Origin of the sequence: Rhizobium skierniewicense Ch11, assembly GCF_023757665.1 — a bacterium.
Lineage (GTDB): Bacteria > Pseudomonadota > Alphaproteobacteria > Rhizobiales > Rhizobiaceae > Agrobacterium > Agrobacterium skierniewicense.
This window is the reverse complement of the sequence record NZ_RXPG01000005.1, coordinates 181,125-205,933: the sequence shown is the minus strand read 5'-3', so window position 1 is coordinate 205,933 and position 24,809 is coordinate 181,125. Positions and strand designations below refer to the sequence as shown.

Annotated in this window: 22 protein-coding genes; 13 read left to right on the top strand and 9 right to left on the bottom strand. The window is 58.1% G+C overall.

Annotation, left to right across the window (positions count from 1 at the left end):
• Positions 1-8 precede the first annotated feature (8 nt).
• Together alaS and recA are read right to left on the bottom strand one after the other, a co-directional pair.
• Positions 9-2,672 (bottom strand): alanine--tRNA ligase, encoded by a 2,664-nt coding sequence (alaS, locus tag EKM04_RS04385; protein WP_183897421.1) that lies wholly within the window; start codon positions 2,670-2,672, stop codon positions 9-11.
• A 193-nt stretch (positions 2,673-2,865) separates the two neighbouring features.
• Positions 2,866-3,954, bottom strand: a complete 1,089-nt coding sequence (gene recA, locus EKM04_RS04380) for a recombinase RecA (protein WP_042619314.1) — start codon at positions 3,952-3,954, stop codon at positions 2,866-2,868.
• Positions 3,955-4,198: 244 nt separating this feature from the next.
• Here recA and EKM04_RS04375 point away from each other — a divergent pair, with 244 nt between their 5' ends.
• Positions 4,199-5,137 carry a carbohydrate kinase family protein gene (locus tag EKM04_RS04375; RefSeq protein ID WP_183897422.1) on the top strand — a complete coding sequence of 313 codons (939 nt, stop codon included), beginning with the start codon at positions 4,199-4,201 and terminating at the stop codon, positions 5,135-5,137.
• Positions 5,138-5,167: 30 nt separating this feature from the next.
• Entirely contained in the window at positions 5,168-6,091 is a 924-nt protein-coding gene (locus tag EKM04_RS04370; protein WP_183897423.1) for a pseudouridine-5'-phosphate glycosidase, read from the top strand.
• A gap of 72 nt (positions 6,092-6,163) precedes the next feature.
• On the opposite strand, the gene EKM04_RS04365 is transcribed toward EKM04_RS04370, so the two are convergent.
• Positions 6,164-8,338, bottom strand: a complete 2,175-nt coding sequence (locus EKM04_RS04365; RefSeq protein ID WP_183897424.1) for an OmpA family protein — start codon at positions 8,336-8,338, stop codon at positions 6,164-6,166.
• Between the two features lie 340 nt (positions 8,339-8,678).
• On the opposite strand from EKM04_RS04365, the gene EKM04_RS04360 reads away from it, so the two are divergent.
• The 5 genes from EKM04_RS04360 to EKM04_RS04340 all read left to right on the top strand — a co-directional run bounded on the left by EKM04_RS04360 (position 8,679) and on the right by EKM04_RS04340 (position 12,527).
• Positions 8,679-9,452: an ABC transporter substrate-binding protein gene (locus EKM04_RS04360; RefSeq protein ID WP_174153092.1), complete on the top strand. Its 774-nt coding sequence runs from the start codon at positions 8,679-8,681 to the stop codon at positions 9,450-9,452.
• A gap of 115 nt (positions 9,453-9,567) precedes the next feature.
• On the top strand, positions 9,568-10,371 hold the full coding sequence (locus tag EKM04_RS04355) for an ABC transporter permease (RefSeq protein ID WP_183897425.1): 804 nt from the start codon (positions 9,568-9,570) through the stop codon (positions 10,369-10,371).
• Complete coding sequence (locus EKM04_RS04350) at positions 10,368-11,198, top strand: ABC transporter permease (protein ID WP_183897426.1); 831 nt, start codon at positions 10,368-10,370, stop codon at positions 11,196-11,198. Before EKM04_RS04355 ends, EKM04_RS04350 begins: the two co-directional genes overlap by 4 nt.
• 161 nt (positions 11,199-11,359) lie before the next feature.
• Positions 11,360-11,626 carry an usg protein gene (locus tag EKM04_RS04345; RefSeq protein ID WP_045230319.1) on the top strand — a complete coding sequence of 89 codons (267 nt, stop codon included), beginning with the start codon at positions 11,360-11,362 and terminating at the stop codon, positions 11,624-11,626.
• 76 nt (positions 11,627-11,702) lie between these two features.
• The gene (locus tag EKM04_RS04340) at positions 11,703-12,527 is read left to right on the top strand and encodes a class I SAM-dependent methyltransferase (RefSeq protein ID WP_183897427.1); all 825 of its coding nucleotides are present in this window, start codon (positions 11,703-11,705) and stop codon (positions 12,525-12,527) included.
• Positions 12,528-12,602: 75 nt separating this feature from the next.
• Here EKM04_RS04340 and EKM04_RS04335 read toward each other — a convergent pair whose 3' ends face one another.
• The 3 genes from EKM04_RS04335 to EKM04_RS04325 all read right to left on the bottom strand — a co-directional run bounded on the left by EKM04_RS04335 (position 12,603) and on the right by EKM04_RS04325 (position 14,390).
• Positions 12,603-13,091, bottom strand: coding sequence for an Lrp/AsnC family transcriptional regulator (locus tag EKM04_RS04335; RefSeq protein ID WP_045230318.1), 489 nt, complete (start codon positions 13,089-13,091; stop codon positions 12,603-12,605).
• Between the two features lie 66 nt (positions 13,092-13,157).
• Positions 13,158-13,802 carry a uracil-DNA glycosylase family protein gene (locus EKM04_RS04330; RefSeq protein WP_183897428.1) on the bottom strand — a complete coding sequence of 215 codons (645 nt, stop codon included), beginning with the start codon at positions 13,800-13,802 and terminating at the stop codon, positions 13,158-13,160.
• Positions 13,803-13,811: 9 nt separating this feature from the next.
• The gene (locus tag EKM04_RS04325) at positions 13,812-14,390 is read right to left on the bottom strand and encodes a thermonuclease family protein (protein ID WP_183897429.1); all 579 of its coding nucleotides are present in this window, start codon (positions 14,388-14,390) and stop codon (positions 13,812-13,814) included.
• 108 nt (positions 14,391-14,498) lie between these two features.
• Between EKM04_RS04325 and EKM04_RS04320 the strand changes: the two genes are divergently transcribed.
• A complete protein-coding gene (locus EKM04_RS04320) occupies positions 14,499-16,034 on the top strand; it encodes a sensor histidine kinase (RefSeq protein WP_183897430.1) in 1,536 nt (511 codons plus the stop codon).
• Here EKM04_RS04320 and EKM04_RS04315 read toward each other — a convergent pair.
• Both EKM04_RS04315 and cobT read right to left on the bottom strand, forming a co-directional pair.
• Positions 16,031-16,450: a diacylglycerol kinase gene (locus EKM04_RS04315; protein WP_183897431.1), complete on the bottom strand. Its 420-nt coding sequence runs from the start codon at positions 16,448-16,450 to the stop codon at positions 16,031-16,033. The two genes, EKM04_RS04320 and EKM04_RS04315, sit on opposite strands and share 4 nt — an antisense overlap.
• A gap of 7 nt (positions 16,451-16,457) precedes the next feature.
• Complete coding sequence (cobT, locus tag EKM04_RS04310; RefSeq protein ID WP_174153084.1) at positions 16,458-17,480, bottom strand: nicotinate-nucleotide--dimethylbenzimidazole phosphoribosyltransferase; 1,023 nt, start codon at positions 17,478-17,480, stop codon at positions 16,458-16,460.
• Between the two features lie 136 nt (positions 17,481-17,616).
• On the opposite strand from cobT, the gene EKM04_RS04305 reads away from it, so the two are divergent.
• The 3 genes from EKM04_RS04305 to EKM04_RS04295 are packed head-to-tail and all read left to right on the top strand — an operon-like array spanning position 17,617 to position 19,315.
• The gene (locus tag EKM04_RS04305) at positions 17,617-18,399 is read left to right on the top strand and encodes an adenosylcobinamide-GDP ribazoletransferase (protein WP_183897432.1); all 783 of its coding nucleotides are present in this window, start codon (positions 17,617-17,619) and stop codon (positions 18,397-18,399) included.
• Positions 18,400-18,416: 17 nt separating this feature from the next.
• Complete coding sequence (locus tag EKM04_RS04300) at positions 18,417-18,611, top strand: DUF1289 domain-containing protein (protein ID WP_183897433.1); 195 nt, start codon at positions 18,417-18,419, stop codon at positions 18,609-18,611.
• On the top strand, positions 18,608-19,315 hold the full coding sequence (locus EKM04_RS04295) for a TIGR02281 family clan AA aspartic protease (protein ID WP_183897434.1): 708 nt from the start codon (positions 18,608-18,610) through the stop codon (positions 19,313-19,315). Before EKM04_RS04300 ends, EKM04_RS04295 begins: the two co-directional genes overlap by 4 nt.
• A 19-nt stretch (positions 19,316-19,334) precedes the next feature.
• Here the strand turns inward: EKM04_RS04295 and EKM04_RS04290 are convergent, their stop codons facing one another.
• Positions 19,335-22,739, bottom strand: coding sequence for a YhdP family protein (locus EKM04_RS04290; RefSeq protein WP_183897435.1), 3,405 nt, complete (start codon positions 22,737-22,739; stop codon positions 19,335-19,337).
• Positions 22,740-22,916: 177 nt separating this feature from the next.
• Between EKM04_RS04290 and bcp the strand changes: the two genes are divergently transcribed.
• Complete coding sequence (gene bcp / locus EKM04_RS04285; RefSeq protein WP_183897436.1) at positions 22,917-23,384, top strand: thioredoxin-dependent thiol peroxidase; 468 nt, start codon at positions 22,917-22,919, stop codon at positions 23,382-23,384.
• Positions 23,385-23,470: 86 nt separating this feature from the next.
• On the top strand, positions 23,471-24,736 hold the full coding sequence (locus EKM04_RS04280; RefSeq protein WP_234911028.1) for a M23 family metallopeptidase: 1,266 nt from the start codon (positions 23,471-23,473) through the stop codon (positions 24,734-24,736).
• Positions 24,737-24,809: the final 73 nt, after the last annotated feature.

Sequence of the window (24,809 nt, the reverse complement as noted above, 5' to 3'; positions counted from 1 at the left end):
TCGCAGGATCAGCCCGCCAACGCCGCAGCGACAGCCTCGATTGCTTCGCTGGCCTTTGCGCCATCCGGACCACCGGCCTGCGCCATATCAGGCCGACCACCGCCGCCTTTACCGCCCAAAGCGGCAGACGCGGCTCGCACGAGGTCAACCGCACTGAAGCGCGACGTCAGGTCCTCGGTCACGGCAGCCACAGCGCTGGCCTTGCCATCGTCAGACACGGCGATCAGCAACACGACACCGGAACCCAAACCGGTCTTGGCTTCGTCTGCCAAGCTTTTGAGGTCCTTCGCATCGATGCCAGACAACGACTTGGCAAGAAACTTCACGCCGCCGATGTCTTTCACATCGCCAGCAGAACCCTCAGCCGAACCGCCGCCCATGGCCAGCTTCCGGCGGGCTTCCGTCAGCTCACGTTCCAGTTTCTTGCGCTCATCAACAAGGCTTTCGACGCGGGTCAGGACCTCGGAAGGTTGAACCTTCAGCGATGACGCCAGCGCTTTGACACGTTCATCCTGTTCGGCCAGATAGGCCAGAGCCCCGGCGCCAGTCACCGCTTCGATACGGCGTACACCGGCACTCACAGCGCTATCGCCCAGAACGCGCACGAGACCGATCTGGCCGGTCGCCGCAACATGCGTGCCACCGCAAAGCTCGACGGAGTAAGGACGGTTTGCCTTGGCACCATGAATGCCTGTGCCCATGGATACAACACGAACTTCATCGCCATATTTCTCGCCAAACAGAGCCATGGCGCCTTCGGCAATGGCATCGTCGACGCTCATCAGACGGGTCACGACGGGCGAGTTCTGAAGGATGATCTCGTTTGCCATATCCTCAACGATCTTCAACTCCTCTGATGACATGGGCTTGGGGTGAGACACGTCGAAGCGCAGGCGTTCCGGTGCAACCAGAGACCCCTTCTGGGCGACGTGCGTGCCAAGAACTTCGCGGAGCGCTTCGTGCAACAGATGCGTTGCGGAATGGTTGGCACGCAGGCGCGACCGGCGGTCGTGATCGACGGTCAGCTCAACCTCGTCGCCGACCTTCAGGCCACCCTTTGCTATCGTGCCGATATGCGAAAACAGGCCTTCGCCCTTCTTGTGCGTATCGGTCACCGTGAAGGTGCCCTCGTCGGAGGCGATAATGCCGGTATCACCCATCTGGCCACCGGACTCGCCATAGAACGGCGTCTGGTTGACAACAATCTGAACGGTCTCGCCCTCGGTCGCACTTTCCACCGCCTTGCCATCCTTGACGATAGCCAAAACGACGCCCTCTGCGGTCTCTGTATCGTAGCCGAGAAACTCCGTCGCGCCGTGCTTCTCCTTAAGCTCGAACCACACGGTTTCTGTGGCCCTGTCGCCGGAACCCGTCCAGTGCGACCGAGCCTCAGCCTTCTGCCGTTCCATAGCCTCGGTAAAACCTGAGACGTCGACGCCGATTTCACGGGCGCGAAGCGCGTCCTGCGTCAAATCAAGCGGAAAGCCATAGGTGTCGTGAAGCTTGAAGGCAGTTTCGCCATCCAGCATATCGCCCTTGTGGAGGGTAGATGTTGCATCGGACAACAGCGTCAGGCCACGAGCGAGCGTCTTGCGGAAACGGGTTTCTTCCAGCTTCAGCGTCTCGGAAATCAGCGCTTCAGCGCGTACCAGTTCGGGATAGGCGCGGCCCATCTGCTGGATAAGGGCTGGTAGCAACGTCCAGATCAACGGCTCGCGCGAACCCAGCAATTCGGCGTGACGCATGGCACGGCGCATGATGCGGCGCAGAACGTAGCCGCGACCTTCGTTCGACGGCAGAACGCCATCGGCAATCAGGAACGCGGTGGAGCGCAAATGATCGGCGATGATGCGATGGCTCGCACGGTTTTCACCTTCGGCTGGAACGCCGGTCGCTTCCACGGAAGCGGAAATCAGTGCCCGGAACAGGTCCGTATCGTAATTGTCGTGCTTGCCCTGAAGCAGCGCGGAAATACGCTCGAGGCCCATTCCGGTATCGATGGATGGGCGCGGCAGGTCGATGCGCTCGTCCTTCGTCACCTGCTCATACTGCATGAAGACGAGGTTCCAGATTTCGATGAACCGGTCGCCGTCTTCATCGGCAGAGCCTGGAGGTCCACCCCAGATATGGTCGCCATGGTCGTAAAAGATTTCCGAACAGGGACCACAAGGGCCGGTATCGCCCATCGCCCAGAAATTGTCGCTGGTTGGGATGCGAATGATGCGATCATCGGAGAACCCGGCAATCTTCTTCCACAGGTTAAAGGCCTCGTCGTCTGTGTGATAAACAGTGACCAGCAGGCGGTTCTTATCGATGCCGAATTCACCGGTGATCAGGTTCCAGGCGTGGGTAATCGCCTCTTCCTTGAAGTAATCACCAAAGGAGAAATTGCCGAGCATTTCAAAGAAGGTGTGGTGACGGGCGGTATAGCCAACATTGTCGAGGTCATTATGCTTGCCACCGGCGCGCACGCATTTCTGAGACGACGCAGCCGTAGAGTACGGGCGGCTCTCAAGACCTGTAAAAACGTTCTTGAACTGGACCATGCCGGCATTGGTAAACATCAGCGTCGGGTCGTTGCGCGGAACGAGCGGGCTGGATGGCACGATCTCGTGGCCGTTCTTCTTGAAGTAGTCGAGGAAGGTCGACCGGATCTCGTTTACACCGCTCATAAGAAGTCCTTCATTTCCACGCGATCACGCTGCCATAGCATAAAAAACACTGGCTTTTATCGTTCACCATCCTGCCTGTCCAGCCAAAGAGGGCGGCGTTACGGCACAAATAAAGGCCGCGCGACACAATCGCACGGCCTTTGATGTTCAAACGTTCAAATACTGCCTCAACCTAAGGTTCGGCAAAGCCGGATCAAGCGTCAGGATCGACGCCATCGGCATCCGCTTCAGGTCCACCATTCTGGAGGAACTTCTCAGCGATCAAACCGGCATTCTGGCGCAATGCCAATTCGATTTCCTCAGCAACGGCCGGATTTTCCTTGAGGAACGTTTTCGCGTTCTCTCGGCCCTGCCCCAGACGTTGGCTCTTGTAGGAGAACCAAGCACCCGCCTTTTCGACGAGACCAGCCTTCACGCCCAGATCCACCAACTCGCCGGTCTTCGAAACGCCTTCGCCATACATGATGTCGAACTCGACCTGCTTGAAGGGAGGGGCCATCTTGTTCTTGACGACCTTGACGCGGGTCTGGTTGCCGACAACCTCTTCGCGGTCCTTGACCGCGCCGATGCGGCGAATATCAAGGCGAACCGATGCGTAGAACTTCAGTGCATTGCCGCCAGTCGTCACTTCGGGCGAACCGTAGGAAATACCGATCTTCATACGGATCTGGTTGATGAAGATGACCATCGTCTTCGATTTGGAAATGGACGCCGTCAGCTTGCGCAGCGCCTGGCTCATCAACCGGGCCTGGAGGCCCGGAAGGCTATCGCCCATCTCGCCTTCAATTTCCGCACGCGGCGTCAACGCCGCAACAGAATCGATAACAAGAACATCGACCGCACCGGAACGCACCAGCGTGTCGGTGATTTCGAGCGCCTGTTCACCCGTATCAGGCTGCGAGATCAGCAGGTTATGAAGGTCAACGCCCAGCTTGCGGGCATAGACCGGATCGAGCGCATGCTCGGCATCCACGAAGGCGCAAATGCCGCCCTTTTTCTGCGCTTCCGCAATCGTCTGCAACGCCAACGTTGTCTTACCGGAACTTTCCGGTCCATAAATTTCGATGATGCGGCCCTTGGGCAAACCGCCAATGCCAAGTGCGACATCGAGGCTGAGCGACCCTGTAGAAACGGTCTCGACCTCAACGATACTTTCATTGGAACCGAGCTTCATGATCGATCCCTTGCCGAACGAACGTTCGATCTGGGAAAGCGCCGCTTCCAGTGCCTTGCTTTTATCCACTGCTTTGTCCTCTACAAGACGCAAAGAATTTTGTGCCATCTGGAACCACCTTTAGGTTATTGAAGCCGCACAGGCAATGAAGCTCTCTATGGCCGTTTTGTACTTTATTTGTTCTCATTTCACAAGGAGCCATCATCATATTGAAAACAAATATGGATAAGTCCTTTGTTCTACTTTTGTTTTTCTTTTCGCCTGTTGAAGAAAATGGCTGGTACGACCGTGTTTTGAACAGTGAAAATGCACGAATCGGAAGCCATGTGACCGATCCGCAGAGGAAGTTGATGTGAAGAAAATACTCGTTCTGGGCGGCGCCCACATTGACCGGCGAGGCATGATAGAAGCCGAGACCATAGCCGGTGCCAGCAATCCCGGCGCATGGATGGAAGAGGCGGGCGGCGGCGGGTTCAACGCGGCTCGCAACCTCTCGCGTCTCGGTTTCACCGTCAGGATCATCGCGCCGCGCGGCGGCGATGCCAATGGCGAGACCGTATCGGCGGCGGCGCGCGACGCGGGCGTCGAAGACACGCCGTTTACATTTCTGGATCGCCGCACGCCGAGTTACACCGCCATCCTGGAGCGCGACGGCAATCTTGTGATCGCCATCGCGGATATGGACCTCTACAGACTCTTTACGCCGCGTCGCCTGCGGGTGCGCGCCGTTCGAGACGCGATCATGGCGACAGACGTCATCCTGTGTGATGCCAACCTTCCGCAAGATACGTTGCAGGCGATCGGTATTGCCGCGCGTGCCTGTGAAAAGCCTTTGGCCGCCATCGCCATATCGCCTGCCAAGGTCGCAAGACTGAGAGCTGCCTTGCAGGATATCGACATGCTCTTCATGAACGAGGCTGAAGCAAAGGCGCTGACCGGGCAGAGCGTGAGAGACGTGCGGGAGTGGCCGCAGCGCCTGAAAGACATCGGCCTTCGGGGCGGCGTCGTTACCAGCGGTGCACGCCGCGTCGTTGCTTTCTCCGAACGGGAAACCGCCCTCCTCCATCCGCCGCTGATCGAAGCCGTACGCGATGTGACGGGTGCTGGCGACGCCATGGCGTCAGGTTATCTGGCAGCGATCACCCATGGCCAGCCTCCATCGCAAGCGTTGCGCTGGGGCGCTGCCGCTGCAGCCATCACCGTCCAGTCCGTGAGCGCCACAGCCGAAGAATTGAACGACCAAAGTCTGCGCGCAATGCTGCACCTTGTGCCAGCACCGGAAATGTTGTGAAGAGACCTTTGAAATAGATCGGAAGAACCAATGACAAAATCCACGAGCCAGCTTTTGCCCATCGCCTATTCGACCGAAGTCGCCGCCGCCAAGCAGCGCGGCGCGCCCATCGTCGCGCTCGAATCCACCATCATCACCCACGGCATGCCCTACCCCGGCAATATCCAGATGGCGGAAAGCGTCGAGCAGATCATCCGCGATCAAGGTGCAGTTCCTGCCACCATCGCCGTCATCCACGGCACCTTGCATATCGGCCTCGAAAAGCATGAACTCGAGGCACTGGCGCAAACGACCGATGCCATGAAAGTGTCGCGCGCCGATATCGCCTTCGCGATCGCAGAACGCCGCACGGGTGCAACGACGGTTGCCGCCACGATGATCGCGGCAGAGCATGCGGGTATCAAGGTCTTTGCGACCGGCGGCATCGGCGGCGTCCATCGCGGCGCAGAGACAAGCTTCGATATTTCCGCAGATCTCACCGAACTTGCCAGAACCGCTGTCATCGTTGTTTGCGCAGGCGCCAAAGCCATTCTCGATGTGCCCAAGACCCTCGAAGTGCTGGAAACAAACGGCGTCCCGGTCGTCACCTTCGGATCGACGGAGTTTCCGGCATTCTGGTCACGCGCATCGGGCCTCAAGAGCCCGCTGTCTCTTAACAGCCCGGCTGCAATTGCCAACTTCCAATCCACGCGTGAACAGCTGGGCATCGATGGCGGCATGCTGATTGCCAACCCCGTTCCGGAAGAGGACGAGATTTCCAGCGAAGAGATGGAAATCTACATCACCCGCGCTTTGTCTCACGCTGAGGAGGACGAGATTGCCGGCAAGGCCGTGACGCCTTATCTCCTGTCAAAAATCTTCGATATTACCGAGGGCCGCAGCCTGGAAACGAATATTGCCCTGGTGCGCAACAACGCCCGCCTTGCAGCCGAGATCGCTGTCGCCCTCGCTTGAGGTTACACACGTTCAAAAAAAACAAAGCCCGGAAACCTCTCGGTTTCCGGGCTTTTTATTGGCGTGAGCCAGTCAGTTCTGAGCGACAGGCTTCACGAGCGACGTGATACGGCGGATCGTCACACGACGATTTTCCTGCGAAGGGCCGAGCGTCTGGACCTTGAGGAAACGCTCGCCGTAACCCTGCGTCGTCAGATTTTCCGGCGGAATGCCGTAGACATCCGTCATGACGTTGGCGACGGATGCAGCGCGCTCGTCGGAGAGGACGAGGTTGCTTTCATCGTTGCCGACCGCATCCGTATGACCTTCGATCAGGAAGGTTTCCGCAGGGTTGTTCTTCAGAACCTTGCCGATCGCATCTGCTACCTTCCGCAATGACTGCGCCTGGCTCATCGGAATTTCCGCACTGCCGGTCGCAAAGGTGATCGTATCGAGGTCGATACGGCGAACCTTGTCACGGATACGAGCGGAGTAGCGTACCTCATCCATCGTGTAGACGCGCTCGACGGGTTCGACTGGCGGCTGCTCGAGGAAGCGGTAATAGTCGCGGTCCGGTTCGCTGGAGGTGTCGATAATGTAGTCGTCGACCGGAATACGCAGGCGCATCGGGGGCAGATCGAGGCCAGGGTCGCGATAGACATATTCGCGGTCTGGCTGATCGACAAGTTCCGGTGCATAGAACAGCACATATTCACGTCCACGGCTGTCGATGCGCGAACGCTGGATGACGTCGCCATAGCGGTTGCGCACAGTCACGACCTGCGTGCCATCGGAACGTTCCACCGTTTCGCGGTAACGATCGTCCGGCAGTCGTTCGTAGTACGGCTTGGCACCATCGCGAATGAAGCGGTCGTTATCATTGCCGCGAACGACGACGCGGTCACCGTACTGCATGAAGACGCGGTCGCCCATGTCGCGATCCCGTGGTCCACCGCGTGGCATGTCACGCGGCTGCCATTCACGCACACCCTCAGGGCGATCATAGTCAGGGCGTTCGTTGATCCGCTCACCTTGAATGTTGGTAATTGCCTGAATGTTGATTTGCGGCGCGGGGTTGCTGCCACGCGCGACCGATTGTGCTTCAGCGTCCGATGTTGGCACCTTGTAATCCTGAACGGCTTCACGTTCCTGACGGCGCTGGTTGCGTGACTGCTGGTTGCCAGAGCGTTCGGCTTCCTTGTCACTATCGAGAACAGCTGCACCCTTGTCGACAGGCAGAATGACCGTGTCGGCCGACTGGGATGGGTCCTTGGCAACCGCGCGAGCCCTGTCCAGTTCCTGCTTCGTGGAAGCGGGAGCCTCCTGCTGCGGGGTCACAATCTGCTGCGGTACAGGTTCACCTGCAGGCGCCTGTCCTGTGGCTGCGCCGTTTTCGAGTTTCGGTGCGGCATCGGGCAATGGCGGCTGTTCACCCACTGCGCCACGTGGCGGGCGGGGCTGCTCGGATGGCTGCTGGCCAGGTGCAGGGTTTGGCTGTTCGGCAGGCTTTGGCGAACGGCCGGGCGTCGTTGGCTCGGTTGGAACCGGAGCGGCCTTGGCATCGGGTTCAGGTGCTGCTGGCTTTTTGCCGGGAACGGCTGGCTTCTCAGGATTTGCTTCTCCGGCAGCGGGCGCTGGTTCCTGGGCCGCACGCGGACGCTCGCCGTCTGGACGCGGCTTCTGCTCACCCTCTGCGGCTGGCTTCTGCTCACCCTGCTGACGACGCGGACGCTCCTGCTGCTGCTCGGGCTGAGCCTGCGCTGGTGCGGCGTCCGGCTGAGCATCGCGACGCGGGCGCTCGGGGCGAGCCTCGCCTTCGGTCGCTGGCTGCTGCGCCCGGCGCTGCTGTTCAGGCTGGGCTTCTGCGGGTGCAGCATCGGGCTTCGCCTCACCGCGCGCGGGCCGCTCTGGTTCTTTCTGAGGTTCGCCTGCGCTTTCCGGTGCTGCTTCACGACGTGGTGCCGGCGCCTCTTCTTTGCTTTGCCGCGGCGCTTCTTCCGCAGGCTTTTCAGCCTTTGGTTCCTCGCCACGCGGCTTTTCAGCTTTCGGCTCTTCGGGTTGCTGTTCCGCCTGACGCTTCTTTAAAGGCTCTTCCGCAGAGGGTTCCGCCTGGGCCAAAAGCACGGGTACACCATCCGCCCTGACAACGGCGGGGGGAGACATGAATTGGGCTGCACCACCGGACACGGCGAGAGCGGGTTCCGCCGCAATCGCAAACGACATAAGGGGGAAAACCACCCCGGTCAGCAGCTTGTTTTTCTTGAGCATCATAGTTCCTCGCCTAAAAATAGTCATGTGCCGCTTGTCCCACGGCATTTTTACAAAATGTTTCTGCACATACGGGCGGTGAACAACGCGCGGATGGCAGTGAAGTTCCGATGATGAAGGAGCTGTTGTGTACCGGAAATGAACAGATAAAGGCCTTTTCGTGAACTGTTTGTGGCGTTCTGTGCAGTGCGAAACGATTAGGGTTGCATTTCTTAGACAAGGATAAGACTATCCGCCAAGCGCGGCCAACAGCACTTGAGGCAAGGTGGTCTCGCGACACATTCCCGCACGGAAAAAACAAACAAACCGTGCGGCAGACACGCCGAAAGAGAGGATCTCAATGCGTATTTCCACCCGTCTGCTTGCAGCAGCATCCATTGCTGCTATCTCGCTGTTCTCCGGTGCCGCCATGGCGCAGGACAAGCTGGTCATCGGCACGGAAGGCGCCTACCCACCCTTCAACGTTCTTGAAGCAGACGGCACGCTGACCGGCTTCGACATCGACATCGCCAAGGCACTTTGCGTTGAAATGAAGACCGAGTGCACCTTCGTCACCAATGATTGGGACGGCATCATCCCCGCCCTTCAGTCGAAGAAGTTCGACGCCATCGTGGCGTCCATGTCGATCACGCCGGAACGTCTTGAGAAGGTCGACTTCTCCAAGAAATATTACAACACACCACCAGCCATCGCCGTACCGAAGGACAGCACAGTCAAATCGGTCGAGGACCTCAAAGGCAAGACGATCGGCGCGCAGGGCTCCACAACCCACGCAAACTATGCCGAAAAGCATCTGGCTGATTCCGAGTTGAAGCTCTATCCGACAGCTGACGAATACAAGCTCGACATCACTAACGGCCGTATCGATGGCGTCATCGACGATATCGTCGTTCTGACCGAATGGGTCAAATCCGATGCAGGCGCTTGCTGCAAAATCCTGACGCCGATGCCGGTTGATGAAGCCATCAACGGCATGGGAGCAGGCATCGCTGTTCGCAAGGGCGATACCGCGCTGGCTGACAAGTTCACGGCTGCAATTGCCGCCATTCGCGCCAACGGCGAATATAAGAAGATCAACGACAAGTACTTTGAGTTTGACGCCTACGGCAAGTAAGCGGTTGTTCTGTTGAAATATCGTGGCGGAAGGCTTGCCCTTCCGCCATTTTTGTTTGAAAACACAATCATAAAACAATACGAAGCAAGCGGCAAAGACCGCAGGGGAAATTGGCATGAGCGGAGCATTTTCCGCCGTAGGTTCGTTCTGGACCTATCTGACGTATCTCTTCGATCCCTTTTGCGGGCCGGTCGGCATCTTCTCCCTTTTTGGCAACGGCACGCTCGTCGCCTGTGGCGATGCGGGCTGGGGCGATGAAATCGCTTTCGGCGTCAAGATCACCATGTCGGTCGCACTCGCAACCCTGCCCGTTGGCCTCACTCTCGGCTTCCTCATTGCCCTTGCAGCCCAATCCAGCGAAAAGTCGCTGAGGCTTGCTGCTGGCATTTACACCACGATTTTTCGCGGCCTGCCCGAATTGCTGACGCTGTTCATCGTCTACTATGGCATCCAGATGCTGTTGCAGTCCATCGGTGGCTATATCGGCTTCACCGGTCCCATCGAAATCAACGCTTTCGTTGCGGGCATGATTGCGCTTTCGGTGGTCTTTTCGTCTTACGCATCGGAAGTCCTGCTGTCTGCGTTTCGCGCCATTCCCAAAGGGCAGTATGAGGCAGGCGATGCGCTTGGGCTGCCGCGCAGCCGCACCATGGTCCTCATCATCATCCCGCAACTGGTCCGCATCGCCCTGCCCGGCATGACGAACCTTTGGATGATTCTGCTGAAGGACACGTCCTACGTCTCGATCATCGGTCTCTCTGACATTCTGAGACAAACGGGCATCGCAGCCCGCGTCAGCAAGGAAGCCTTCTTCTTCTACGGTATTGCCTGCCTGCTTTATCTCATGCTCGCCCTGATCTCATCCTTCGGCCTCGGTTTCATCGACCGGTGGTCGCGCCGTTCGGAGGCGCGCCGATGAGCCACGCCGAGCACCTCATTGCGGCGCGCCCTGCCCCGCCCGCCGCCGCCAAGCCGCTGTCGCTCTCAAAGATCGTCGGCGTAGGATTCTCGAGCCTGTGGTTGCTTCTGGCGCTGGGTCTCGTTTACAGCCTGATCGCTGATTGGGATGTGGACAAATTCACGCGCTACGGCCCGCGCTATCTCGACGGCCTTCTGACGACCATAACGCTGGTCGGCATCTCCATCATGCTGGGCGCGCTGCTATCGCTGCCGTTGGCGTTCGCGCGCATGTCGAGAAACCGCATTATCGGAACGCTGGCCTACACCTACGTCTATGTCTTCCGCAGCACGCCGCTTCTGGCACAACTCTTTCTCATCTATTACGGCCTGGGAAGTTTCCGACCGCAGATGGAAACAGTTGGCCTTTGGTGGTTTTTCCGCGAGGCATGGTATTGCGGTCTCCTGTCGCTCACGCTCAACACCGCCGCCTATCAGGCCGAAATCCTGCGCGGGGCGATCCAGAGCGTTCCAAAAGGCCAGCTCGAAGGGGCAGCGTCGCTTGGTATTTCCAAGGGCGTTACGTTCTGGAAAGTCGTACTACCGCAAGCCCTCATCGTGGCACTGCGCCCCTATGGCAATGAAATCATTCTGATGATCAAAGGCTCGGCTGTCGTTTCCATCGTCACCGTCTATGACCTGATGGGCCAGACCCGCTATGCGTTTTCCCGCACCTTCGATTACCAAACCTATCTCTGGGCGGCGATCTTCTACCTCTCAATGGTCGAGATCTTGCGCCACGCATGGGCATGGCTGGAAGCGCGCCTGACGCGGCACCTGATACGATAGCGCTGGCAGCACTCTCCAGAGATGGATGCTAACACCATGAAAATTAATAGAATTTTGTGACAATCGCCGATTTTGGCAAGGTTCGGTTAACCCTGTCATGTTCCCATGGTTGTCGATACCACATCAGGTATCGGCGACCACCAACGACGGGAGCAGATGCGATGAACAAAGACATGGAAATGATGTTGAAGGGCTATGGCGTGACCACAGCCGAAATTCTCTACCGCATGCCGGATCATCCCACCCTGTTGCAGACCTACCTTTGGCAAAACTACGATCTCGCGCCAGATTTCCCTGAAATGCAAGGCTTTCTGAAGTTCTGGAAGGAAAAGCTGGACGGCCCTCTCCATTCGGTTCGCTACGTTCACCGTCAGCTGATTTCGGCGCAGGAATGGCGGTCGCTGAAGGGTGAGTTCATCCTTCACTGATCAAAACAAGGATTGCACCTGACGGCATTGGCGACTAAGCAGGCTTCGGATTTCAGCCAAAACCCGGATGCCTGCCATGACCAAAAACCAGAAGATCGATGAAGACGCTCTTGCAGAAGCCTATAATCGCGCTCTTGCCCTGGAAAAGTCGGGTGACATTGACGCAGCGGTGAAAGCCTACGAAGACGTTTTGGCAATTGACCCGGAAGACCATGGCGGGGCCGCGGTCCGCATCGCCTCCATGGGGCGCGGTGAAACGCCGCCCAAGGCACCGGATGCCTATGTCGAAACCCTGTTCGACCAGCAGGCGGAAGCCTTCGAGGACATCCTTGTGGAACAGTTGGGCTACGCAGTGCCGATGGTGGTTCGCCAGCGCCTGCAAACACTCGAACTCGGGCCGTTCAAGCGCGTCCTCGATCTCGGCTGCGGCACCGGACTGACCGGAGAAGCCCTGCGCGACATGGCCGACGATATCACCGGCATTGACCTCTCGGAAAACATGGTCGAAATCGCCCACGAGAAAGACCTCTACGAGACGCTCTATGTCGCGGAAGTCGAAGACTTCCTGGAAGACAACGATGACGAGCCCTTCGACCTGATCACCGCAACCGACGTCCTGCCCTATCTCGGCGCACTCGAGCCGCTCTTCTTCGGTGCCTCGGAAAATATGGAGGATGGGGGCCTGTTCATCTTCTCGTCGGAAACACTGCCCGACGACGCGCTTGCCGGTCGCCCCTATATGGTCGGCCCCCACCAGCGTTTCGCCCATTCGGAAACCTATATCCGCGAACGCCTCGCCGCGACCGGCTTCGACATCATCGAAGTCACTGACATCAACGTTCGCATGCAGGACGGCCATCCGACACCGGGCCATCTCGTGATCGCAAAACTCAAGGGCTGATGCGGCCCAAGGCCTTGACCGCTGGTTCCCGCATCTGGTGCGGGAAACCACTTTGAGAGGCAGAGCCTGTTCAGATCACTCTTCGCCAGACTTCGCGTTGTCCAGAAGCATGTAATCCAGCGGCAGCTCGGTCGTATATTTGATCTGCTCCATAGCGAAGACGGACGACACGTCACGAATTTCGATCTTGGCGATCATGCGCTTGTAGAAGGCGTCATAGGCGGCAATGTCAGGCACGACGACGCGCAACAGATAGTCCACGTCACCGCTCATGCGGTAGAACTCGACGACTTCAGGAAACTCGGAAACGACCTCGGAAAAGCGCTTCAACCATTCGATCGAATGGGATGCGGTGCGGATCGATACGAAAACCGTAACTTTGGTGTTGACCTTGGCGGCATCCAGAATGGCCACGCGGCGGCGGATGACACCATCCTCTTCCATTTTCTGGATACGACGCCAGCACGGCGTCGTGGAAAGTCCCACTTTCTTGGCCAGATCGGCGACAGCCAGCGTGGAGTCTTCTTGCAGAATACGTAGTATTTTTCGGTCGAGACGGTCCAATCTACTCTCCTCCAGAATTATTTTCCTCTGTTTACACTAAAAAAAAGAGAAAAAAAGAAATTTGTTTCAAATCCGAAGCCTTTCCACACTCTGTCGCAGCACGGGCAACAACTCGTCCTCAAACCAGACATTCTGACGTAACCATGCGCTATTGCGCCAGCTCGGATGCGGTAGCGGCAGCACGGGTAGGCCATGATTGGAATACAGCGTGCTGCGCCAATTCTGTACTGTCTGCGTCATTGTCTTCATCCGGTGCGCACCCAGATGCCAGGCCTGCGCATATTGGCCGATGGCAAGAATCAGTTCGATCTGCGGCATCGCGCTCATAACCGTTTCTCGCCATTGCGGCGCGCACTCACGCCGGGGCGGCAAGTCGCTGCCTTTGGTGTCATAGCCGGGAAAACAGAAGCCCATCGGTACGATCGCAAACACATTCCGATCATAGAAGGTCTCACGGCTGACATTCAGCCAGTCGCGCAAACGGTTTCCCGAGGCATCATCGAATGGCAGCCCGCTTTCATGCACACGCAAACCCGGCGCCTGTCCCGCAATCAGAATTCTTGCCATAGAAGAAATGACAGCGACGGGCCGAGGCTCATGCGGCAAGCGGTCATCCATTCCTTTCAGCGGTGCGTCGCGACAGATCCGACATCGCGCGATGTCACGCCGCAATGCTTCCATTGCCTGCTCCTGCTCTGCCCTCACCACCATTTCCTGACCCTACCAACCCAAAACGTGACGAACCACACTCAGCACCCCGGCAAGCGGCAGGTCCATATCGGCAGCCTTGTGCTCTCGCCGCCAGTCTCTGGGTTGCTCGAAGGTTCCCGACCAAATTCCTGCACGCCGCGCCTGCGCCTGGCTCTGTTCGTCGCCGAACAGGAAATATTCCGTTGTAACGGCAAGACCCGCCGCCACCACCTGCCCCGCCACATCCTGATCATTCACCGTGCAGCGCACCAGCAAACGCTTGTATTTGTCACGGTCGTTACCCGCACACTCGACGTCTCCGCTCTGAATGACAGCAGTGAGATAGGCCTTGGCTTCCCGACCGCAGTCCCACTCGCCCTTCTCGCTCTGGCAGCTTTGGCGCATCTCGGGCGCGTCGATACCAAGCAGCCGAAACCGTTTGTCACCGAGCCCAAGAGTGTCCCCATCGACAGCATAGAAGCGACCGGCGAACCGTTCGTCGTTCGCGCCGTCCAGCCGCGCAGCAATCAGGATGCCCAGCACCATCATGAGAATGAAGATCAGCCCGTCCCTGATGGGCCTGAAACCGCGGCCTGACTTTCGTCTCATGTAAGAACAAACCCTTTTTATAAATGGCAAACAAATCCTTTAGCAGCAGCATCTTCTTAAGATTTTCCGTCTAGCCTGCAAGTCCATGCATTATCCGCGTTGTGTACAATGAGTAAGAGCGCTAGCACCACTGCCGACAAGAATATCGTCGACCGGTCCCGGACGCGGCGCAACAAGGCTGTGTTCGACACGGTCAGGTTGACGCGTGAGCGCTTGCAATATGGCCCTGTAGGCACAAGTGTCTTCGAGCGCGACATGCTGCAGATGCACGTGGTCGAAACGTTGCAAAGCGCAACGATCATGCCTCTTTTCATCGTGCTGGCAACAGGCGTCGGCATCTATATCAGTCGCGATCCGCAAATTGTTGGCTGGGCTGTGCTTGCCTTGTCTGCCCACGCGCTGGCGCTGTTCTTTGCGCGAAAAGCGTCGCGCCAGGATCTCAACCCCACAAACCTGAACACCTGGCACAACATTTTCCTCGCCACGCAGATCATGATCGGCCTGATGTGGGTTTTGTTTGCGCTTCAGAAAATCGCGCCCGGCGACCCCTCGCTCATCATGTTCTACAAGGGATCGACCCTGTTGATCGCTTTATCGATCACTTCGATGTCGAGCTCTCTGTTGCGCCGCTCGATGCTGATGACCTTTCTACCGGTGCTCGTTGCACTGGGCGTAACGGCAGCAATCTCGCGAAATCCGATGGAAATCGGCCTTGCACTGATGTTTTCCATGGCCATGCTGTTTTGCCACCACGTGACCAAACGGCTCTATCTTTCCAACCTGAAGCTGCTGTCCTACCAGTCCGAAAAGGACGATCTGATTGCGGAGCTGGAAGTGGCCAAGTCCATGTCAGACGAGGCCCGCCGTCGCGCCGAAGAAGCCAACATGGCAAAGTCGCGCTTTCTGGCGTCCATGTCGCATGAACTGCGCACACCGCTCAACGCCATCCTCGGGTTTTCCGAAGTAATGGCGTCGGAAGTCCTGGGGCCGCTAAACAATCCGCTCTACAAGGAATATTCCGGCGATATCCACCGCTCCGGCCAGCATCTTCTCGACCTGATCAACGAGATCCTCGATCTGTCCCGCATCGAAGCCGGCCGTTACGACCTGCAAGAAGAGGCAATAGGGATTCTGGAGATTGCGGAGGATTGCGTGGGCATGATCCAGTTGCGCGCTCGCGCCAAGAACATCCGCATTTCCCAGCACTTCGAAAACACCCTGCCCCATGTCTGGGCAGACGAGAAGGCCATGCGCCAGGTGATTTTGAACCTGCTGTCGAACGCCGTGAAGTTCACCCCGCAGGGCGGTGAAATCTCGATCAAGGCGGGCTGGACAGCCAGCGGTGGCCAATATGTGTCCATCAAGGACAATGGTCCCGGCATTCCCGAAGATGAGATTCCTGTTGTCCTGTCAGCCTTTGGACAGGGTTCGATCGCCATCAAGAGCGCCGAACAGGGAACGGGCCTTGGCCTTCCCATCGTTCAGGCCATTCTGTCCAAGCATGACGGCCAGTTCGTGCTGAAGTCCAGACTGCGCGAGGGCACCGAGGTCATCGCAATCCTGCCGGCCAAACGGGTGCTTCAAAGCATTCCCGCTGTCGAGGACGTTCCCGTCGTCCAGCCGCGCAGACGTTCTTTCGCTTAAAGCAGAACGATGGACAGGAAGAACGTGTCCACGAGCGAATAGAGCAGGAAGCCGCCATTGGCCAGCAGCATGCAGAAGACTGCAAAGGAACCGAGATCCTTGGCATGCCGGGCCGCAGACGAGAACTCCGGCGACACTCGGTCAACGATCTCCTCGATGGCCGTATTGAGCGCTTCTACGGCAAACAGAACCAGCGTCAGTCCTGCGAAAACCATGTAATGCGCAAGCGGCGCATCGATGACACTCAACAGCACCAGCCCTCCCCCGAAGGCCAGCACCTCATGGCGAAACGCAGCCTCCTGCCATAGGCGCGCAAGCCCTTGGGCTGAATAACGTGCGGCGGCAAATAGGTGTCTGAAGCCGGTCTCTTTTTGAAAGACCGGTTCTGTCGGAGGCGGGATGTTGAGTTTGTCCATCGTGATCTCAGTGGTCGGTGCGGGTATCGACACCCGCCGCTGCAAAGGTCGCCATGCCGGAATGACACGCTGCCGCAGATTTGACGATACCGGCGGCCAGTGCTGCACCCGTGCCCTCGCCCAAGCGCATGCCGAGCGCCAGAAGCGGCGTCTTGCCGAGCTTCTCGACAGCGGCAAGATGCCCCGGCTCACCTGATACATGGCCGATCAGACAATGGTCGAGTGCTGCCGGATTGGCAGCCTTGAGCAGTGCCGCTGCCGCCGTTGCGACATAACCATCGATCAGAACCGGGATTTTCTCTACCCGGGCCGCCAGAATGGCACCCGCCATCGCAGCGATTTCGCGACCACCCAGACGGCGCATGATTTCCAGCGGGTCGGACAGATGATCCCTGTGGAATTCGACGGCCGCTTTGACGGCGGCAATCTTGCGCGCCATGACATCGCCTTCCGAACCTGTGCCGGGACCAGTCCACTCCTCGGCGGTGCCGCCATAAAGAGCCAGATTGATCGCAGCGGCAATCGTGGTGTTACCGATGCCCATTTCGCCGATACACAGAAGATCGGTGCCACCGGCAATCGCTTCCATGCCAAACGCCATCGTGGCGGCACAGTCGCGCTCGGAAAGCGCTGGTTCGCAGGTGATGTCACCCGTCGGATAATCCAGCGCCAGATCGAAAATCTTCAAACCAAGATCGTGGGTAACGCAAATCTGGTTGATGGCGGCGCCACCGGCGGCGAAGTTTTCCACCATCTGCTGCGTGACAGAGGATGGATAAGGCGTGACGCCGTGACGGGTCACGCCATGGTTTCCGGCGAAGATCGCCACCAGCGGGCGGTTCACGGCGGGCGCGCGCCCTGACCACGCCGCCAGCCACATCGCGATTTCCTCAAGACGTCCCAGCGAACCGGCGGGCTTGGTCAATTGCGCATTGCGCTCCTTGGCGGCAACCAGCGCGAAGGTATCAGGCCCCGGCAAATCGCGCAGCAGCGTACGAAAATCATCAAAAGGCAATCCGCTCATGCTCATGTGACAGGTCTTTCTGGTCGCGCCGGACGCTTGTATTTTCCGGCAAATCGGTCTTTGTTGCGCTTCTCATAATCGGGGATGCGCAGAGGAACAACCTCAAATACGATCGGCATCTCCTCACTGGCTGGAGAGACGGTTGCGGACAGGCGATTATCTGACGGATATCATGCGATCGCTGGGCTTTCTCAGCCGCATCCCCGTGCACGATGTCTTCTTTGCAGATGAACACCGCTCAATGGCGGAGTCGTCACGCGTCTTCCCGTTGGCTGGCATTCTCATCGCCATCCCGTCCGCCTGCGTAGCAGCAATTCTCGTCGCAAATGACGCAGACCCGGTTCTGTCGGCAGTCATCGTACTGACCATCGCAACTCTGATCACCGGCGCGCTGCATGAAGATGGCCTTGCCGATACGGCAGACGGTTTCGGCGGTGGGAGTTCGAAAGAACGCGCGCTGGAGATCATGAAGGATAGTCGTATCGGCACCTACGGCGCCATCGCCCTCATCCTCTCCTTCTTGCTGAGGGTGGCAGCCCTTGCCGCGCTGATGAGAGACCTATCTGCATTGGGCATTGCCATCAGTCTCATTGCCGTTGCCTGTCTCAGCCGGGGTGCCATGGTCTGGCATTGGCAAGCGCTTGCACCTGCTCGGCCAAGCGGCGTTGCGGCATCGGCGGGGCAGCCAGGGGCGACAGAGCGAACGCGCGCACTTGGCTACGGATTCGGTGTCGCGGGCGTGATCGCCATGAATTATTATACGCCGTTTCCCTTCATCCTTGCCCTCGCAGCGCCTCTGGCGGCCACGTATCTCTTTAATCGCTACTGTAACCGCAAAATTCAGGGGCATACCGGTGACACCATCGGTGCAACCCAGCAGATCACGGAGATCGTGATGCTTTCTGCACTTGCCCTGATCGTTTGATGTGAAGATATAACCCAATGGAAACGCCTTGCATAAACGTCTGCTCGCTCGATCCCGATGATGGCCTTTGCGTGGGCTGTTATCGCACGATTGACGAGATCATGGGTTGGTCAGGTTATGGGGATGCAAGACGCAGTGCCATCATGATCGAGTTGCCGAACCGCATCTCGAGCCGCGACGCTCAAAACACCGGGGAGACCGAGACCGTATGAACAGGCTGACCTTTGTTTTTCTGATCCTGGGCATCGGTCTTGCTCTGCTCATCTTCAATCATGATAGCGGCCGTACATTCGGTATCGCCAACGACGATTTTGCCCATGCGCTCTATCTGGCGCCAATCGCGGCCCTTCTATCGGTCGGCATCTTGCAGGGCAATCGGGGTGGCTTCGGCACAGCCATCCGGCAAATGGCGATCTGGCTTGTGATCATTCTCGGCCTCGTCGTACTCTATCTCTACCGCTACGATTTCCAGCGTGTTGGAGAAAGGGTGCTGGCCGGGCTTATTCCCGGCCGCGCCGTTGTCGTCACCACGCAAGGTGGTGGGCAAGAGGTCATCATCAACAAATCCATGAACGGCCATTTCGAAACCGACGCGCGGGTCAACGACACCAGCATCCACATGCTTGTCGATACCGGTGCAAGTTCGGTGGTCCTGTCGAGCGAAGACGCACAAGCAGTTGGCATCAACGTTGAAAGTCTGGATTATTCCGTCTCGGTCATGACGGCCAATGGCCGCACATCCGCCGCTCCCGTCAGCTTGCGACAACTCGCCATCGGCCCGATTGTCAGGCGCAACGTGGAAGGCCTCGTTGCCCAGGAAGGCCAGCTCGACCAGAGCCTGCTGGGCATGACGTTCCTGTCCACGCTTGGCTCGCTTCAAATGCAGACGGACGAACTGAGACTGCGCGATCAATGACGCCGGGCTGCCTTCAACTTTAGAACTCGAAAATCTGGCGGAACACACCGGGTGCGATCAGCGATAGCGGATTGATCACCAGACGCGGCGTGTCTGTCTGCCCGGTCAGCTTGAAGGTGATGCCGAGCAGGCCGCGGTCCTGGCCGTTGCCAAGGAAGATGCCGATGAAGGGCAACTCACCAAACAGCCGGTTGAGACCATAGGCCGGCATGAAGGTGCCGGTCATATCCATATTGCCGTTTTGGTCTTTGACGATGCCCTGGAACGTCGCGCCGATCTGCTCGCCACGAACAACTCCGTTTTCCAGCGCAAGCGTGCCGTTGACATAGACAACCCGCGCAAATCCGCGTTGGAATTTCTCCGAGCTGACATCGATGTTGCGCCGAACGGCGGTGTTGAGGCTGCGTCCATCCTGCCCTGTCGGTGTGGCGACGATATCCTGAAGCTTGGCCTCGTTGACGACGGCAAAATTGCGCATGTCGAGAGACCCACTCCAGTCGTTTCCGTTGGCCGTCGTCAGTGCAAGGTTCAGCAGGCCACCACGAAGGCGCGAATAAAGGTTGGCGAACCGCACGAATGATCCGGCATCGCTGGTCGTCACGTTGATCGTCCCGCCGTCGCCGCGGTTGATGGTCTGCGCTACGAGGGCCTGCCCACGGCTGGTAACGCCCTTGAGATCGATGGTTCGCAGCTTGCCGTTGCGCAGATTGACATCGGCATCGACGTTGCTCATCACCTCGTCGTTGAAGCCATAGACCTTGTCGATCTGTGCCTTGATCGAGAAAGAGCCGAAATCGCCATCACCGGAGCCTGATCCGCTACCCCCACCGCCACCGCCACTTGGCGCAGGGTTTCGAAGCTTGGCGATGAGCGGCTTCAAATCGATGGATTTGCCATTGGCACTGATGGTGTAGTTCTTGCGTGAAGAGGACACAGCCACTGCGAAATTATCCTGCGGTGATAGTTGGAAGCGCGAGAAATTCGCGGAGATCAACCCGCTCTTGTCAAAGGAGAGCTCGCCGTTGGCGCCGAAACCGTCGCCCTTCAAGGAGAAATCGCTGATGTTGGTGCGGCCATCCACCACTTCGACCGCAAGGGATGCCGTCGCCGGAATACCCGGACCCTTTGTCCAGCCTAGACCGGGCAGAACAAGTGAGGCATTGGACAGATCAAGTTTCACGCTCTGACGCTTCGGGTCGCTACCGTTGATTTCCAGCAGCGCCGTGCCGCTAATAACCTTTCGCAGCTCCGGTGCGAGTTTAGCGATCTGCGCCGATTCGAGCGTGGCTTTGAGCATCAGTTGGCGGGCAATCGTGCTGGACTTTCCGACCGGCTGAACAAGATCGATATCCATTGCCACATCGTCGATCCGCCCCTTCCCCTTCAAATGCAGGGCCTGCTGGTCGATCGTCAGCGGCCCGTTGACACCCGTCACGGTGCGACCGGCAAAGGGGCGTGTCAGCGCTACATCTTCGAGATCGAGGTGCGCAGACCATACTGGCGGTGGTGGGTTCTGGCTGTTCAGCAGACCCACTGTCAGTTTGACATTGGCTTTCACCTGCCCGGCAAAGTCTCCGGGTTTGAACTCGGAATCCTTCAAGGCATTGATCGGCCGGAACGTCGCCATCTCGGCTACGGCATCCGCAGCACCGGAGAGGTTGAGATCAAGATCGGCCATCAACGGCTTCTCATAGACCGACTGTATCTTGAACGTGCTGTTTTCGAGCGTCACCGTTCGGTTGGAGGGAGAGAACGACATCGCCCTGATGATATCGACATCAATCGTTTCGCCCTTCAGCTCGAAATGGGCGGAGGCATCGCGCAAAGGGGGAATATCGCCTGCGACACTGAGACGGGTATTTTCCACATCGAACTTGATCTGCAACTCGTCGCCGGAAAGCTCCATCGGACAACCGGGGCCACACATCTTTCCCTGGGGTATGAACACGGAGATCGAGCCATTGCGAACGGTGCCGCCATACAGGTTCGAAATGACCCAGGGTCGGGCCTTTCGCGCCATCCAGAACGGCCACAGCTGCTTCACAGCCGTTGCTTCCATCTGCGCAATCTGACCGCCGAAACTGATTTCGGGCGAACCGACCCCGAACGTCACCTTCAACGAGCCGGCCATATCGCCGAGCGGGCTTTTGACATAGAGCCCAGGAAAATCCAGGCGGCGCGTCGTTTTGTTGAAGGTGCCATCCGCCGTCAGATCGAATGGTACGGGTGGCTCACCGCCCGCCTCGGCCACGGCCTGGGCACCTTCCAGTTTCAGTGAGAGATCGAAACCTTCAGAATTATCCTTGATGTTTGCACGAAGCGGTAAAACGGATTGGCCGAAGGTGAAACCAGAATTTTCCAGAGCAATGACATTGCTGTCGAAATCGTAGTGCGCATTGATGCTGCCACCCGTCACGGGTTGCGCGTCGCCTCCAATATACAACTTTCCATCGCCAATGCCTGCCGACACCGACAGTGCGGGCTTCGCGTCAGCGCGCTCACGGCTGCCGAGAATGTTGAGGCCAGCTTTTACGTTGAGGCCCTGATGCATCAATCCTTCAGGATCGTGCAGCTCCACAAGAGGTCCAATATCGAATCCATCGAGCCTGGCGCTGAAATTGTCGATGCCGCCATTGGCACCTTTCGCTGCCAGCGCAAGCGTGGCAACCTCACCGTTGAACGCGACACTGCCGTCCAGCGCATAACCACCTTCACCGTCTGGCACCAGAGAAAGCTCCTGCAGCACGATGGTGCGTGCACCACCGTCCTGTTTCGGTGGAAGAAGGATCGAAATATCCGACAGATCGATCTCGTCCGTGCCGCTGCTTTTGAACGTCTGGGCAAAGGTATCCAGCGCCTTGAAAGCCATGTTCAGATAGTCAGGCACCGCATCGACACGCAGTTTCGCCATGTCGATGCCCTGCCCTTTCGGCAACAAGGCTGTGTCGAGTTCCATGCCGGTCGCTTCGATGCTTTGAACAGAGACGCGCCCTGTCAGAAGAGCCAGAGGATCGAGCGCCATACCGATCGCACGGGCGCGGCTCATGTGCTGGCCGGTCGCCTGCTCGATGATATCGACATCCTGCGCCACCAGTGCGAGCTGGAAGCCCGATGCAAACCGAACCGATGTGGAGCCGATACGCGCTTCGTAACGTGAGCCCAGCGCATGCTCCAGCGCCTGCTTGGCCTGCGTCGAGAGCGCATTGTCGACGGAGCCCGTCTCGATGGATAAAATGATGCCACCGATGGAGATGAAGGCCAGAATGAACAGCGCTGCGAAAACTTTCAGGAGCGATCGCATCATGGAACGCGGCGCCGGACAATGAACGATGATGGGATCTTCAATCTGGGCAGAGGGCATCGCATGCAGCGGCTGGATGTCGCGCTTGTTGAAACTTACCTTCTCGCCACGAATTTCCGCCATTCGCCGTGCCTGCTCCCGGAATTGCCACGGCCCTGAAATCACCATCAAGACCTGTTCGGAGTGACGGCTCAACCAATCACACCGTCTGACTCGCCACAAGACTGGACGAAGCGCTTATTCGGTATATATCGAATAATGGCCCATTTACTCAACAATCCGGCGAAAGAAAGGTCACCCATGACAGATTTGAAAATTGGCGATAATGCACCGGATTTTACCCTCCCCAGAAACGGCAGTGGAGACATCGCGCTCTCGAGCCTCAAAGGCAAAGCCGTGGTGCTCTACTTCTACCCCAAGGACGACACGTCGGGCTGCACAGCGCAGGCTATCGACTTCAGCGCTATGGGCGGCGAATTCGAGGCTGCCAATGCCGTTGTGATCGGAATCTCGCCTGATTCGGTCAAAAGCCACGACAAATTTGCCGCGAAACACTCCCTGTCGGTGATGCTGGCGTCCGACGAGGAGCGCAAGGTTCTGGAAGCCTATGGCGTCTGGAAGGAAAAAAGCATGTATGGCAAGAAATATATGGGTGTTGAGCGCACGACCTACCTCGTGTCACCAGACGGCAAGATCGCCCAGATCTGGAACAAGGTGAAAGTTCCGGGTCACGCCAGGGCCGTGCTCGACACCATCAAAGCGTCCTAGGGTTTGCTCGACGCGGCAACGTCAAAACTTCGTTAACCTTAACAAATTACTATCCAGCCGAACGACAATCGGCTGGAGGATGGATTTTGACGGGAGCGGGTAAAAACCTGGCATTTGGCAAAAAACGCCAGCAGCACGTCTTGATTCTCGCAAGTGGCGACACACTGCGCCACTTCACCATCCGGCCATGGCTCGCGGCCACCGGCCTTTGTCTCGCTGGCCTTTTGAGTGTCGGCTATATCGGCGCAACGGCCTATCTCATCTTGCGCGACGATCTGGTCGGGGCCACCATCGCCCGCCAGTCCCGCATGCAGACCGAATATGAGGCCCGCATCTCCGCCCTGCGTGCGCAGGTCGACCGCGTCACCTCCAAGCAGATGCTCGACCAGCAGGCCGTGGAGCGCAAGGTCGAAAAGCTGCTGGCACAGCAAAAGGACCTCACCTCCCGTCATGGCCGCATGAGCGAGCTTCTGGAGCGCGCCGAAAAATCGGGCGTATCCGACACGCTTGATCAGGCAGCACCGGTCAACGCCTATTCACCAGACAAAAGAGCCGGCCTCTCCGGCGCCTCGAAGGCAATCGACGCCGTCCTGTCGTCGCCCTCGACCAGCCTGAAGGGTAGTATCGGCTACGCCTCCAAAAGCGAAAAACTGTCAGATCGCAGCCTGTCGATGATGATCGCCTCGCTCAGCAAGGTCGAGAACGAACAACTGACGCGAATCGCCTCGCTGACGACAGGCGCCGAGACCAAGGCGGACGCCATGGCCGACATCATCCGCCGAACCGGCATCAAGATCGAAGATTCGGCCTCCCAGAATATTGGGGGCCCCTTCGTGGAGCCGATGACATCAAGCGCTGCCACGTTTGAAGAACAGCTCGGCAACCTCGATACGGCACTCAACCGGCTGGAGACCGTGCGCGGTGCCGCCGTGTCGCTGCCCTTCGGAAACCCCGCCCCCGGACGTGAAATTTCCAGCCGTTTCGGAAACCGCATGGACCCGTTTCTGGGTCGTCTGGCATTGCATGCCGGTATCGATTTTGTCGCTGAAACCGGCGCTGACGTGCACACGACAGGTGCCGGAACAGTAGTGAGCGCTGGATTTTCGGGCGGTTACGGCAATATGGTCGAAGTCGATCACGGCAAGGGCATCACCACACGCTACGGTCACCTGTCGCAAATTCTCGTCAAGGAAGGCGACAAGCTCGCGCTCGGCGAAGTCATTGGCAAGGCCGGCAGCACGGGTCGCTCGACCGGCCCGCATGTCCATTACGAAGTGCGCCTGAATGACAATCCGGTCGATCCCGCCCGTTTTCTGGTTGCCGGAACCGAACTGAAAACCTATCTTCAATAGAACAGTCGGCGCGATGCCGTCGTGGTTATTGATGACAATACAATTGCCGGCCCCACTGCAAACAGTGCGGCAA

Bases quoted from the DNA above. Each gene is read 5' to 3' on its own strand.
- alaS (WP_183897421.1), bottom strand. From the start codon at position 2,672: ATGAGCGGTGTAAACGAGATCCGGTCGACCTTCCTCGACTACTTCAAG.
- recA (WP_042619314.1), bottom strand. From the start codon at position 3,954: ATGGCACAAAATTCTTTGCGTCTTGTAGAGGACAAAGCAGTGGATAAA.
- EKM04_RS04370 (WP_183897423.1), top strand. From the start codon at position 5,168: ATGACAAAATCCACGAGCCAGCTTTTGCCCATCGCCTATTCGACCGAA.
- EKM04_RS04365 (WP_183897424.1), bottom strand. From the start codon at position 8,338: ATGCTCAAGAAAAACAAGCTGCTGACCGGGGTGGTTTTCCCCCTTATG.
- EKM04_RS04360 (WP_174153092.1), top strand. From the start codon at position 8,679: ATGCGTATTTCCACCCGTCTGCTTGCAGCAGCATCCATTGCTGCTATC.
- EKM04_RS04355 (WP_183897425.1), top strand. From the start codon at position 9,568: ATGAGCGGAGCATTTTCCGCCGTAGGTTCGTTCTGGACCTATCTGACG.
- EKM04_RS04350 (WP_183897426.1), top strand. From the start codon at position 10,368: ATGAGCCACGCCGAGCACCTCATTGCGGCGCGCCCTGCCCCGCCCGCC.
- EKM04_RS04345 (WP_045230319.1), top strand. From the start codon at position 11,360: ATGAACAAAGACATGGAAATGATGTTGAAGGGCTATGGCGTGACCACA.
- EKM04_RS04340 (WP_183897427.1), top strand. From the start codon at position 11,703: ATGACCAAAAACCAGAAGATCGATGAAGACGCTCTTGCAGAAGCCTAT.
- EKM04_RS04330 (WP_183897428.1), bottom strand. From the start codon at position 13,802: ATGGTGGTGAGGGCAGAGCAGGAGCAGGCAATGGAAGCATTGCGGCGT.
- EKM04_RS04325 (WP_183897429.1), bottom strand. From the start codon at position 14,390: ATGAGACGAAAGTCAGGCCGCGGTTTCAGGCCCATCAGGGACGGGCTG.
- EKM04_RS04320 (WP_183897430.1), top strand. From the start codon at position 14,499: ATGAGTAAGAGCGCTAGCACCACTGCCGACAAGAATATCGTCGACCGG.
- EKM04_RS04315 (WP_183897431.1), bottom strand. From the start codon at position 16,450: ATGGACAAACTCAACATCCCGCCTCCGACAGAACCGGTCTTTCAAAAA.
- cobT (WP_174153084.1), bottom strand. From the start codon at position 17,480: ATGAGCATGAGCGGATTGCCTTTTGATGATTTTCGTACGCTGCTGCGC.
- EKM04_RS04300 (WP_183897433.1), top strand. From the start codon at position 18,417: ATGGAAACGCCTTGCATAAACGTCTGCTCGCTCGATCCCGATGATGGC.
- EKM04_RS04295 (WP_183897434.1), top strand. From the start codon at position 18,608: ATGAACAGGCTGACCTTTGTTTTTCTGATCCTGGGCATCGGTCTTGCT.
- EKM04_RS04290 (WP_183897435.1), bottom strand. From the start codon at position 22,739: ATGGCGGAAATTCGTGGCGAGAAGGTAAGTTTCAACAAGCGCGACATC.
- bcp (WP_183897436.1), top strand. From the start codon at position 22,917: ATGACAGATTTGAAAATTGGCGATAATGCACCGGATTTTACCCTCCCC.